The following is a 13,507-nucleotide window of genomic DNA, read 5'->3' on the forward strand; positions in this document are numbered from 1 at the left end:
GTTAGTCAAAGAGATAACCAAACAAAAACGCCAGCACGAAGCTGGCGTTTATTCTTAGCAACTTAACCTGAAGATTAAGAGGCGTCAGCTTGCGCTGATTGAATGGCGGTCAGCGCGACAGTATAGACAATATCGTCAACCAGCGCACCACGGGACAAGTCGTTAACCGGCTTGCGCATGCCTTGCAGCATCGGCCCGATAGAGATAAGGTCGGCAGAGCGCTGCACCGCTTTATAGGTAGTGTTACCGGTGTTCAAGTCTGGGAAGATGAACACGGTCGCTTTACCTGCAACTGGTGAGTTAGGCGCTTTGGATTGCGCCACATCAGCCATGATTGCCGCATCATACTGCAACGGGCCATCGATGATCAGATCTGGGCGTTTTTCCTGTGCCAGGCGGGTTGCTTCGCGAACTTTTTCGACATCACTACCCGCACCAGAATTCCCGGTGGAGTAAGAAATCATCGCCACACGCGGTTCAATACCGAATGCCGCCGCAGAATCAGCAGACTGGATAGCAATTTCGGACAGTTGCTCAGCCGTTGGGTCTGGGTTAATCGCGCAGTCACCGTAAACCAGCACCTGGTCAGGCAGCAGCATGAAGAACACAGAAGACACCAATGAGCTGCCCGGTGCCGTTTTGATCAGCTGTAATGGTGGGCGGATTGTATTCGCGGTGGTATGAACGGCACCAGAGACCAGACCGTCGACTTCGCCTTTCTCCAACATCAGAGTGCCGAGCACCACGTTGTCTTCCAATTGCTCGCGGGCCACCACTTCGGTCATGCCTTTGCTTTTGCGCAGTTCAACCAGACGCGGAACATACTGCTCGCGCACAGCAACTGGATCGATGATTTCAACACCTTTGCCCAGCTCAACACCTTGAGCCGCCGCAACACGTTGAATCTCTTCTGGATTCCCTAACAGCACGCAAGTTGCGATGCCGCGTTCAGCACAGATAGAGGCTGCTTTCACGGTACGCGGCTCGTCGCCTTCTGGCAGCACGATACGTTTGCCCGCTTTACGCGCCAACTCAGTCAGCTCATAACGGAATGCTGGTGGAGACAGGCGACGTGAGCGCTCAGATGTGGCAGTCAGAGAATCAATCCATTCGCTGCTGATATGGCTGGCAACGTAGTTTTGCAGCTTCTCAATACGTTCATGGTCATCTGCTGGCACTTCTAGGTTGAAGCTTTGCAGGCTCAGAGAGGTCTGCCAAGTGTTGGTATCAACCATAAAGACTGGCAGGCCAGTTTGGAAGGCACGTTCACATAGACGTCTGATAGGCTCGTCAATGGCGTAGCCGCCAGTCAGCAGGATAGCGCCGATTTCAACGCCATTCATCGCCGCCAAGCAAGCAGAAACTAACACATCAGGGCGGTCTGCGGAGGTAACCAGCAGAGAACCCGGGCGGAAGTGTTCCAGCATGTGTGGGATGCTGCGAGCGCAGAAAGTCACCGATTTAACGCGGCGAGTTTTGATGTCACCTTCGTTAATAATGCGCGCATTCAAGTGCTTGCACATGTCGATTGCACGGGTCGCGATCAGCTCGAAACTCCAAGGCACACAGCCCAGAACTGGCAACGGGCTGTTGGCAAACAGCTGCTTTGGATCGATTTTAGCAACACTGGCCTTGGTTGAATCATCAAAGATTTCAGACAGGTCAGGGCGGGTGCGGCCTTGTTCATCCACCGGAGCATTCAGCTTATTAATGATAACGCCGGTGATATTTTTGTTTTTGCTGCCACCGAAGCTGGAACGTGCCAGTTCGATACGCTCTTTCAATTGGTCCGGTGAATCATTACCCAGCGAAATGACAAACACGATTTCGGCGTTCAGAGTTTTGGCGATTTCATAGTTCAGGGCATTAGCAAACTGATGTTTGCGAGTTGGCACTAAACCTTCCACCAGCACGACTTCAGCATCTTTGGTGTTTTCGTGGTAGCGGGCAACAATTTCTTCCATCAGCACGTCTTGCTGGTTGGAACTCAGCAACGCTTCCACATGATTCATATTCAGTGGCTCAGCAGCAGTGATGCTGGAGTTCGCGCGAATGATGGTGGTGGTTTGGTCAGGTGCATCGTTACCAGCGCGGGGCTGGGCGATTGGCTTGAATACGCTCAGGCGCACACCTTTTTGTTCCATGGAACGGATGACACCCAAGCTGACGCTGGTTAAACCAACGCTGGTGCCGGTAGGGATCAACATTATTGTACGGGACACGGCTAAACCTCTTTACGGTTGCTCGTTAGTCAAAAGCAACACCGCCAGCCTTGGCTGACGGTGTTAAGGATACTTACGCGGTTAGACGAGAGGCGTCTTGCGCGATAACCAACTCTTCGTTGGTTGGGATGACCAGAGCCAGGCGGCTGCCATCTTTGGTGATGGTGCCAGACTTACCAAAGCGTGCTGCCAGGTTACGCTCATGGTCAATTTCAAAGCCCAACAGGCCCAGTTTGTCCAACGTCAGTTCACGCACCATTGCGGCGTTTTCACCGATACCGCCGGTAAATACCACTGCATCCAGGCGACCATCCATCAGCGCAGTATAAGCACCGATGTATTTCGCCAAGCGGTGGCAGAATACATCCATAGCGCGGCGCGCATCTGCTTTGGTTTCATAATTATCTTCAACATAGCGGCAATCACTGGTGACTTCAGTCAGGCCCAGCAGGCCAGATTCTTTGGTTAACAGTTTGCTTATCTGTTCCATGCTCATGCCCATCGCATCATACAGATGGAAAATGATGGCCGGGTCGATATCACCACTACGAGTTCCCATGACCAGACCTTCCAGTGGCGTCAGGCCCATAGAAGTATCCACACATTTACCGTTACGAACCGCAGTCACTGAGCCGCCATTGCCTAAGTGACAAGTGATGACGTTCAGTTCTTCCAGTGGTTTGTTCAGGGTTTTTGCTGCTTCCTGACTGACATAGAAGTGGCTGGTGCCGTGTGCGCCATAGCGACGGATACCGTTTTCTTGGTATAAACGGTACGGCAGGGCATAGAGATAAGACTCTTCCGGCATGGTCTGATGGAAGGCAGTATCAAAAACGGCAACATTTTTATCAGCCAGATTCGGGAAGGATTTCAATGCTTCAGCGATACCGATCAGGTGTGCTGGGTTATGCAGTGGTGCAAACGGGATGGAATCTTTGATACCCTGAATAACTTCGTCGGTAACGATAGCTGATGCAGTAAATTTCTCGCCACCATGAACAATACGGTGGCCGATAGCGGTCAGCTGAGCGGAAAGCTCTGGTTTTTGTGCCAGAATAGTATTAACAATGAAATTCAGTGCTTCGCTGTGTGCTGCACCAGCACCCAATGCTGCTTCCTGTTTGCCGCCATCAATTTTCCATTTGATGCGGGCTTCCGGCAGGTGGAAACATTCGGCTAAACCAGAGAGGTGTTCTTCACCATTGGTCGCGTCGATGATAGCAAATTTTAGGGAAGAGCTACCGCAGTTAAGAACCAGTACTAGCTTACTCGACATGGAAGTACCTATTTATAGTCGTGTTCGATGTTTGTTTTTGATGTAACCGATGCTAATAATGCATCAAGCGGACAAAACAGCAAAAAACACGTGGTTAATAAAACGTCAATCTGTCCAAAAGCGTAGCGCATATTGGCGTCGACATTAATGATTAACATCATGCGATAGCGAAAAAGGCATGATGATGAAAAAATCGCTGATAAAACGTTAATGCCTGGTGATGAAAACCTGTGCGATTTAACAAAATTGATTTAAATGCTGCGAAAAGTTGACATATTTAGCGTCATCTTCTAGCGGCCAAAAGGCCGAACTAGGATACCGATAGCGCCGCCTAAAAACAAAATATATTTAACAGACTAATTTTTAGTTTGTGGATTGCAAAAAAAATTTTAATCTTTGCTTGTGAAGTTGAGGTGAGCCATGACAACAAAACCCTCTGATACCGTAAGTTGGTTTCAGGTACTGAAGCTGGGTCAACACTATATGAAGACCTGGCCCGCTGACAAACGCCTGGCACCAGTGTTTCCAGAGAATCGAGTGGTGACAGCCACCCGTTTTGGTATCCGCTTTATGCCGCCGCTGGCCATCTTTACCCTGACCTGGCAGATAGCACTGGGTGGGCAGTTAGGGCCGGCAATTGCCACTGCGTTGTTCGCCTGCGGTTTGCCGTTGCAAGGGTTATGGTGGTTAGGTAAACGTGCTATCACGCCGTTACCGCCCACTTTATTACAGTGGTTCCATGAGGTACGAAACAAACTGGCTGAAGCCGGGCAAGCTATCGCCCCCATTGAACAAACGCCGACTTACCAATCTTTGGCGGATGTGCTGAAACGTGCCTTCAAGCAGTTGGATAAAACATTTCTTGATGATTTGTAGTGCCTGTGACGAGTTACCACTTGTATGGTGCCTAGCGTGGCGATTGCCGGGCAATAGATACCGGGGCTTTATTGGCCGTCGGGGCTTTTTGTGCATCTGAAACACAGCAGTGCAAAATCCCCTGTCAAATCAAAGTATGACCCGACTCTGTGTGCGATGATTTCCTCATTATTTATGTCTTAGGAGTTTAGTGATGGATATGACAAACGCCCAACGGCTGATTCTGTCGAATCAGTACAAAATGATGACCATGCTGGATCCAGAGAACGCCGAGCGTTATCGCCGGCAGCAAACGATTGTCGAACGCGGCTTTGGTTTGCAGATGCGTGAGCTGGACCGTGATTTTGGTGAAATGAGCGAAGATACTTGCCGTACTATCATTAATATCATGGAGATGCACCACGCGCTGCAAGTCTCTTGGGGGAACTTAAAAGACCAGCAAGATTTGGATGAGCGCCGTATTGCGTTCCTCGGTTTTGATGCGGCCACTGAATCCCGTTACCTGAGTTATGTGCGCTTTATGGTCAATACCGAGGGCCGCTATACTCATTTTGATTCAGGAACCCACGGTTTTAATTCCCAAACCCCAATGTGGGATAAATACCAACGTATGCTGGCTATCTGGCAATCATGCCCACGCCAGTATCATTTAAGTGCTGTTGAGATCTCGCAAATTATCAATGCCTGAAGTTATTCATCACTGTAGCGCATAATGACTGCGACATAGTTTTACTGACGAGGATGTGCTTGTGGAGTGTAAAGGTTTTCTTTTTGATTTGGATGGGACTTTGGTTGATTCATTACCGGCGGTGGAAAGAGCCTGGATTGGCTGGGCGCAGGGTCGCGGCATAGATCCCGCCGAAGTGTTGGAATTTATCCATGGCAAACAAGCAATTACCTCTCTTCGCCACTTTATGCCAGGAGCAAGTGATGCTGAACTTCAAGCAGAATTTCTGGCATTAGAGCACATTGAAGCCAATGACACTGATGGCGTGACAGCATTGCCGGGAGCGGTATCATTGCTGGAGCGGCTTAACAAACTGTCTATTCCGTGGGCGATTGTAACTTCAGGGTCAGTACCGGTGGCCTTTGCTCGTCGTGCTGCCGGTGATTTGCCAGAACCTAAAGTGTTCGTGACTGCCGAGCAGGTGAAACATGGCAAACCAATGCCGGATGCTTACTTGCTCGGTGCTGAACGTTTGGGGCTGACTCCGGCAGATTGCATCGTGGTGGAAGATGCCCCCGCGGGCATTTTGTCAGGGCTGGCGGCGGGCTGCCAAGTGATTGCGGTCAATGCGCCAGCTGATACCCCCAAGCTGGATCAAGTCGATTTAGTCCTCAGTTCACTTGAGCAGCTTGCAGTTGAAAAGACAGCGAATGGTGCGCGGGTGCGCTTTATCGACTAATCCTGTTGGCTGAGCATGTTATCGAGAGCGCCTAATGGCGCTTTTTGGCTTTTTAGGGCAAAGAAGACAGTGATGGTGTGGGGAGGGGAGGCAGAGTGTCTGCTAGGCTATGAAGGTTTTGCGGTTTTACCCGAATAATCCCTCCGCGCGGGCTATCAATATCGGAGATGAGCATAAAAGAGAATGAAATCACTAGCGGCAATATTAAGGTCATAATCTTGCCACTTTTGCCTTGCTTAGAGCCATAGCCAACCAAGGTACAACTGCAAACCGCGATAATCAGCATCAGTAACCAGGCGGCATTCGGGATCCGATTCCACCATGCTGCTTGAGTGTAACCTGCGGAATTCAAAACATCATTCATCCCAGATACCACCAACGCCATAACCGGATCAGGATGTTGACTGACAGGCGCTAGCAATTCGCCCCACAATGCATTCTCCAGCTGATTGGTTTTATTATTTATCTGTGCCAGATGGGCTTCATTACGGGTGGTATAAAAAAGTATCCGTTGATCAAAATATTGCACCAATAATGCTTTGGTTACCGTTCTGGCTCTCTCAGGCAAGTAATCAACGCGCAGATATTCAGTTCCAATAGCATTGGCCTCTGCCTCTTCATAGTTTTTCCGCAAGTCATAGCGGCTGATGGCCATCGAAAAACTAAAACCAATAATCAGGCCGAGTAAGGTGAGTGTAGCCCCTTGAATAACGGTAAAATTCTCACGAATATTATCATCCAGATCCCGCCCTCGTCGGAAAAAAGCCTGGCCGACGTAAGCCGCCCCAGACAGCAGAGCAAATGACAATAGAGAAAGTACAATCGGATAATCAGTGATATTGCCCATTCAGTACTCCAGCCCAGGTAGCACCCACGACGGCCTGCGATTCAGTATTATTAGTATAGTCAGGCGGTTAAATCCTATTGAATATCAGAATATTTCATGCAGATTCTTTTAGGTGGCAAATACTTTATCGCTAACTTGGCGAACTATTTTTCAAAAAAAATACAAAATTAATGCTGTTGTGGGATGGTAACCGCATAAATTTACAGTCATTATTGATCTCAAACAGCGGTGTCGCGTTAATTTGATGTTTTACTACCAGAGCCGGATATTCTCTTTCACCTTTTGCCAATGAGGCCATTTTGAACAGCGAACTATTGTGGGTGTTGACGCTACTTCTGATAGCTATTGTGCTGTTTACCACCAATAAACTGCGAATGGATGTCGTGGCACTATTGGTGATTATTGCCTTTGTAATGAGCGGCACATTGTCATTAGGGGAGGCGACCAGCGGATTCAGTGACCCTAATGTGATATTGATCGCGGCACTGTTTGTGATTGGTGAAGGGTTAGTCAGAACCGGCGTGGCCTATCAGGTCGGTGACTGGCTGGTTAAAGTGGCCGGCCACAGTGAAACCAAAATGCTGGCGCTGCTGATGGTGACCGTGGCGGGGCTGGGGGCTTTTATGAGCTCGACCGGCGTGGTGGCGATTTTTATCCCGGTGGTTTTAAGTGTCGCCAGCCGCATGAAGATTTCCCCGGGGCGATTAATGATGCCGCTGAGTTTTGCCGGGCTTATCAGTGGCATGATGACACTGGTTGCGACGCCGCCAAACATGGTGGTGAACAGTGAGTTGCTGCGCGAAGGTATTAAAGGTTTCGGCTTCTTTGGGGTTACGCCGATTGGCCTTATCATTTTGCTGATGGGGGTCGGCTACATGCTAGTTGCCCGCCATTGGTTAGGAGGGAAACAGGAAAGTACGGAAAAAGAGCAGCAATGGAAGCGCCGCACCTTCCGTGATCTCATCCGTGATTATAAACTTACGGGCCGCGCCCGCCGTTTGGCGATTCGCCACGATTCCCCTTTGATTGGCCGCTCTCTTGATGAGTTGCACCTGCGCGCCCGCTATGGTGCCAATGTGGTTGGGATTGAACGCTGGAAACGTTTTCGCCGAGTGATGGTGAGTGCGACCGGGTCTTCTGAACTACGCGAAAATGATGTTTTGCTGATTGATATGTCCGATTGCGACATCGATTTGCGCCAGTTTTGCGCCGAGCAGATGTTAGAGCCGATGGTGCTGCGCGGTGAATATTTCTCTGAACAAGCGCGTAATGTTGGCATGGCTGAAGTTTCTCTTATTCCTGACTCCGCCCTGATCGGTAAAAGTTTGCGTGAAGTGACTTTCCGTAGCCGCTATGGCTTGAATGTGGTGGGTATCCGCCGCAATGGTAAGGTACTGGAAGGTAAATTGGTCGATGACAATTTACAGTTTGGCGATATTTTATTGGTGATCGGTGACTGGAAATTGATCCGCCAGTTGCAGCAAAAAACACGTGATTTTATCGTCCTAAACCTGCCTGCTGAAGTTGATGAAGTGGCGCCCGCTATCTCACAAGCGCCTCACGCCCTGTTCTGCCTAGCGCTGATGGTGGCGATGATGTTAACTGACGAAGTGCCAAATGTGATTGCGGCGCTGGTGGCCTGCTTATTGATGGGGCAGTTCCGATGTATTGATATGGAAAGTGCCTATCGCTCAATTCATTGGCCGAGCTTGATTCTGATTATCGGGATGATGCCTTTTGCACAAGCACTGCAAAAAACCGGTGGGGTTGATTTGATTGTGCGCGGGCTGATGGACGTGGCGGGAGACATGGGGCCAAGGGTGATGTTATTGTGCTTATTTGTGCTGTGCGCCGCCATCGGGCTGTTTATCTCAAATACGGCAACGGCGGTGTTGATGGCACCGATTGCGATTGCCGCCGCTCGCGAGATGTCGCTCTCTCCATATCCATTTGCGATGATTATTGGTATTGCCGCCTCTGCGGCCTTTATGACACCGGTTTCATCCCCGGTGAATACACTAGTATTAGGCCCCGGCGGTTATAAGTTCGGTGATTTTATCCGAATAGGGGTGCCGTTCACGGTATTGGTGATGATAGTGAGTGTGATGGTGGTGCCGCTGTTGTTCCCATTCTGATAATTTTTTGCTCTGGCGTAACACCATGGCCAGTAACTTATATTCATCAGAGTTGCTGGCTGGGAATAATTCACAAGCGCTTTATATCTGTTGGGTGAAAATTGTTTATTGACCCCGCCATATTAATTATTTTTCATCAAATATCCTTCGTTTCCATTAATTCGTTGTGATGGTTTAAACAGTGTATGAAATTATGCCCATATTCAATTGAAACCAATTGAATTTTTCTTACGTATTTAAATAACTCAACGAGAAGGGGTGTTATGAAAACTCCATTATTTTCAACGTATTGCATCGCGGTATTGAGCTTTATGCAAGTGGAGTATGTACATGCGATAACAGCTACAGAGTTTCTTGTCCAAAATAAAAAGATTGCTTGTCAGAATTACTGGTCCAATAAACATTGGAGTGTGAAAAGTAATCTCGCCGCCTACAGCAGTATTATGGATCCAGTCACAGCTCTGAAACTGCATCACATTCAACAGAATTATAAGGCTTGTTAGTACCTCATGTTATAGGTCATATTTCAAACTCTAGTCATTTAGAGTATATAACTTACTGATAATATTTATTTTTGGGACTGTACTGAATGGGCCGTCATGGTGTAAGCCGTTAGAGCACCGACTGGTACAGTCGCCCCGCGATAAACCTCAGTCCAGTGAATCAAGACTGATTTCGTCCAGCGACAGACTGAAGCTTGGCACAAACACTTCAATGAAGTAATCCATTTCCGGGCTTTGGCGTATGGCGAGGGTTTTCTCCAGCCGCGCTTTGGCTTGAATGAACTCATTATTGCCTGCGGATAATTCTTCCAAACATTTTAGATAAGCACACAAGGCATCTGCTTGTTTAACCAGTGCTTTTTCTTCTTCACTGAAATAATGCTCATCTAATAGACAACGAAAATCATGTTGCAATTCTTTTGGCAGCATTTCGATCAGTTTCTGTTGAGCAACTTTTTCTATCTTTTTGTATTCATGAGCAATTTGCGGATTGTAATATTTGATAGGGGTGGGTAAATCCCCAGTTATGACTTCACTGGCATCGTGATACATCGCCAGCAGCGCAATACGGTCGGCATTAAGATTGCCATTAAATTTCCGGTTTTTGATGATTGCCAATGCATGAGCGACAAATGCCACCTGCAAACTGTGCTCAGAAACATTCTCGGTGCGGACATTGCGCATTAGCGGCCAGCGGTTGATGAGTTTCAAGCGGGATAGGTGGGCGAAGAAGTGACTCATAGTTTTCTCTCTTTATCTATTCAAATGCAGGTCTGGGGTAGTTTATCAGAGTCGTTCGATTGCGCTTAAGGTCAAAACCCTGGTTTCAGGGTTTGCAATTAAAAGCACATTTGAGCAGCCGAAACAATGAGTGAGGGCCACCCACGAAGTGGGCTAGCGCTGCATGTGCAAGCACGAGGATCCCACCAAGGGTCACGCGCTTGTGACCCCTTTGGCGGTTGAGGTGACGGGGATTAAGTTGCGGTTGATCTCACGACCCACGCCAATAAAAACTTACTGGTGGTATGTCTCTAAGAAACGCCCCAACTTCCTAACCGCCATCTCTAATTCATCCACACGCGGCAATGTCACAATCCGCACATGATCCGGATACGGCCAGTTGAAAGCACTGCCTTGCACCAATAACACTTTTTCCTGCAACAGTAAGTCCAGCACCATCTTCTGGTCATCATGCAGATTAAATTTCTTGGCATCAATGCGCGGGAACATATATAACGCGCCCTGAGGTTTCACACAGGAAACACCGGGAATCTGATTGATTAGCTCCCAGGCGCGGTCGCGTTGCTCATATAAACGGCCACCCGGCTGGATAAACTCGCTGATGCTCTGATAGCCACCCAATGCGGTTTGAATCGCGTGCTGCATTGGCACGTTGGCGCACAAGCGCATGGATGCCAGCATTTCCAAACCTTCAATATATCCTTTGGCATGCTTCTTCGGCCCATTCAGTACCATCCAGCCCTGGCGGAAACCGGCCACGCGGTAGGTCTTGGATAGTCCATTGAATGTCACGGTCAGCAAATCAGGGGCCAGAGCAGCAATAGAATAATGCTGGGCTTCGTCATATAAAATCTTATCGTAGATTTCATCAGCGAAAATAATCAGGTCATTCTGACGGGCGATTTCGACAATCTCCAGCAGCAGCTCTTTGCTGTATACTGCGCCAGTCGGGTTATTTGGGTTGATAATCACTATCCCGCGAGTCCGTGGGGTGATTTTACTGCGAATATCATCCAAATCAGGGAACCAACCTGATTCTTCATCGCACATATAATGCACGGCTTTACCGCTTGAAAGCGACACTGCCGCTGTCCATAACGGGTAGTCGGGGGCGGGTACCAGCATTTCATCACCAAGGTTTAGCAATGCTTGCATGGACTGCACGATAAGCTCAGAAACACCGTTGCCAATGTAGATATCCTCTACCGTCAGCTCGCGCATCTCACGGGCCTGATAGTGCTGCATAATGGCTTTGCGCGCCGAAAATAGGCCTTTGGAGTCGCAATAGCCCTGGGCCGTCGGCAAATTACGGATCACATCCACCAGAATTTCATCCGGTGCATCAAAACCAAATGGGGCAGGGTTGCCAATATTCAGTTTCAGAACCTTGTTACCTTCTTCTTCAAGACGCTTAGCTTCTTTTAGCACTGGGCCACGAATGTCGTAACAAACGTTGTCCAGTTTGCTGGATTTCTCAATGGGGGACATAAAAAATTGAGCCTTTTACTGGTAAAAGCGTGTCCTCAGTGTGGAACACTGCAAGGTCTCCAATGTACTCCGACGCCGCAGATTTTTGAAGTTCTATGCACATCTTTAGTGCAAATGACTGCTAAGTGAAAAGTGTGGGTGACATTGCCGATGTTTTTGCTGTCAAACACCACAAGGTGATGGGTGATTGATGAGTTTGTCTGAAGTTTTCTGCTGGCAGATTTTGCGATTCACAATCGTTAACAAAAAAAGTGTTTTCGCCAAGATAAGGTTAATTTTTGGTTACATGAAGAACTTACGGCAAAACAGTATTCGCTCCCCATTATATGTGGTGCTGCTGCTATAAGAATCTCAATTCAACAGTTTATATCATCATACATATTTTAAAACACAAAAAAATGCTTAATTGTAAATAGGAAAACTATTAAGAATGATTAATGTTATCTCCACGAAATTTCATTGGTTATCAAATCTTAATAGTTGAATTTGCTCAATTCAATAAAAAAAACACACAAAGATACATTGATGTTTTTTAATATTTATTGGTGGGTTAGCTCTAATGACTTAATTAAAATAGGGCTGAATTGTCATATAAACTTCACAAAAAATCAGGTTTTTTAAAGCAAAAAATCTTCATTTATCGAAGATTTAGCTGTTTTTTAAGACCTTTCTTATAAACGAATACAAAATCCAGCCAATAGTTTTTTAAAAAGAGATAGCGGTAACGAAATATAAGTAAATTTTTTGCCCTACTCGAATGAGTGGGGTACTGTCATACTTAGCGTTGTCCCTTATTGATGGCGCTAATACATAAACACCAGGGTAGTTTGTAATTAGAATTCAAAAAAGTGAAGAATACACTATGACAAATGCAAATCGTCCGATAATTAATCTCGACCTCGATCTGCTTAGAACCTTTGTAGCTGTTGCTGATTTAAATACTTTTGCCTCTGCTGCGGCAGCGGTTTGTCGAACACAGTCAGCAGTTAGCCAACAAATGCAACGGTTAGAACAGTTAGTTGGTAAAGAGTTATTTGCTCGTCACGGGCGTAACAAATTATTGACTGAACATGGTCTCCAGTTACTTGGCTATGCCAGAAAAATTTTGCGTTTCAACGATGAGGCTTGTACGTCACTGATGTATAGCAATGTAGAAGGGTCACTAATTATCGGCGCATCTGATGATACTGCCGATACGCTGCTGCCTTTCTTGCTAAGTCGAGTGGCAACACTATATCCTCGGCTTGCCATCGATGTGCGGGTAAAACGTAGCCCATTCATTGCTGACATGTTGAGTCATGGCGAAGTGGATCTGGCAATTACGACTGCCAAGGTCGACACTCATCCTCATGTGATTTTAAGAACATCACCGACACTTTGGTATTGTGCCGCCGATTATCAGTTTCAGCCCGGCGAATCAGTACCATTAGTTGTTATGGATGAGCCAAGCCCATTCCGAGATATGGCAATAGAACATCTGACCAGAGCCGGGATAGCATGGCGCATCGCCTATGTCGCCTCTTCGCTTTCTGCCATTCGAGCGGCAGTGAGAGCAGGGCTGGGGATTACTGCCAGGCCGATAGAGATGATGAGCCCTGATTTACGGGTGTTGGGTGAAACTGAAGGGCTACCCCGCCTGCCAGAAACTCATTATTCATTATGCAAAGACAGTGAGTGTGGCAATGAATTGGCCTTGGCCATTTTTGATGCTATGCAAACAGGCCATCAACATGGTTTGCAATCCGGCGCGGATTTAATGCTAGATTCTGATTGTTTGGTAGACAATCAAAGTTAAGTATTTACTCGCCAAAATCATGATAAGCCCCTAATTTAAGGGGCTTTTTTTATTTCTATTTTGGGTAAAAACCCGTTTTATCTAGTTCATTTAATTTAAGGGAAAAAACGCCGTTTTATTTTATTTATAGGTGCTTATCGCGAGTAGATAGTAGACAATAAACCTGATTGATATTGTGGTTAATATAACAATCCAATATGCGTTATTTATTTTTTATT

10 protein-coding genes are annotated in these 13,507 nt (G+C 47.3%); 5 read left to right on the forward strand and 5 right to left on the reverse strand.

Features of this window, described 5'->3' with window-relative positions:
- Positions 1-74: 74 nt before the first annotated feature.
- Positions 75-2,207, reverse strand: coding sequence for a phosphate acetyltransferase (gene pta / locus D5F51_RS05145; RefSeq protein WP_025378938.1), 2,133 nt, complete (start codon positions 2,205-2,207; stop codon positions 75-77).
- An 88-nt stretch (positions 2,208-2,295) separates the two neighbouring features.
- Positions 2,296-3,498: an acetate kinase gene (gene ackA, locus D5F51_RS05150; protein WP_025378937.1), complete on the reverse strand. Its 1,203-nt coding sequence runs from the start codon at positions 3,496-3,498 to the stop codon at positions 2,296-2,298.
- Positions 3,499-3,918: 420 nt separating this feature from the next.
- On the opposite strand from ackA, the gene yfbV reads away from it, so the two are divergent.
- From yfbV to D5F51_RS05165, 3 genes are all read left to right on the forward strand, one after another.
- Positions 3,919-4,374, forward strand: coding sequence for a terminus macrodomain insulation protein YfbV (gene yfbV / locus D5F51_RS05155; protein WP_025378936.1), 456 nt, complete (start codon positions 3,919-3,921; stop codon positions 4,372-4,374).
- 193 nt (positions 4,375-4,567) lie between these two features.
- Complete coding sequence (locus D5F51_RS05160) at positions 4,568-5,062, forward strand: YfbU family protein (protein WP_004391637.1); 495 nt, start codon at positions 4,568-4,570, stop codon at positions 5,060-5,062.
- A gap of 61 nt (positions 5,063-5,123) precedes the next feature.
- The gene (locus tag D5F51_RS05165; RefSeq protein WP_162301691.1) at positions 5,124-5,780 is read left to right on the forward strand and encodes a sugar phosphatase; all 657 of its coding nucleotides are present in this window, start codon (positions 5,124-5,126) and stop codon (positions 5,778-5,780) included.
- 52 nt (positions 5,781-5,832) lie between these two features.
- Here D5F51_RS05165 and D5F51_RS05170 read toward each other — a convergent pair whose 3' ends face one another.
- The gene (locus tag D5F51_RS05170) at positions 5,833-6,627 is read right to left on the reverse strand and encodes a bestrophin-like domain (protein WP_129195792.1); all 795 of its coding nucleotides are present in this window, start codon (positions 6,625-6,627) and stop codon (positions 5,833-5,835) included.
- 299 nt (positions 6,628-6,926) lie between these two features.
- On the opposite strand from D5F51_RS05170, the gene D5F51_RS05175 reads away from it, so the two are divergent.
- Positions 6,927-8,762 carry an SLC13 family permease gene (locus tag D5F51_RS05175; protein WP_129195793.1) on the forward strand — a complete coding sequence of 612 codons (1,836 nt, stop codon included), beginning with the start codon at positions 6,927-6,929 and terminating at the stop codon, positions 8,760-8,762.
- Between the two features lie 650 nt (positions 8,763-9,412).
- Here D5F51_RS05175 and yfbR read toward each other — a convergent pair.
- Entirely contained in the window at positions 9,413-10,006 is a 594-nt protein-coding gene (gene yfbR / locus D5F51_RS05180) for a 5'-deoxynucleotidase (protein ID WP_129195794.1), read from the reverse strand.
- Positions 10,007-10,279: 273 nt separating this feature from the next.
- Positions 10,280-11,494, reverse strand: a complete 1,215-nt coding sequence (locus D5F51_RS05185) for a pyridoxal phosphate-dependent aminotransferase (RefSeq protein WP_129195795.1) — start codon at positions 11,492-11,494, stop codon at positions 10,280-10,282.
- A gap of 862 nt (positions 11,495-12,356) precedes the next feature.
- Between D5F51_RS05185 and rovM the strand changes: the two genes are divergently transcribed.
- Positions 12,357-13,289, forward strand: a complete 933-nt coding sequence (gene rovM / locus D5F51_RS05190) for a virulence transcriptional regulator RovM (RefSeq protein ID WP_129195796.1) — start codon at positions 12,357-12,359, stop codon at positions 13,287-13,289.
- Positions 13,290-13,507 lie beyond the last annotated feature (218 nt).

This window comes from Yersinia hibernica, from assembly GCF_004124235.1.
GTDB lineage: Bacteria > Pseudomonadota > Gammaproteobacteria > Enterobacterales > Enterobacteriaceae > Yersinia > Yersinia hibernica.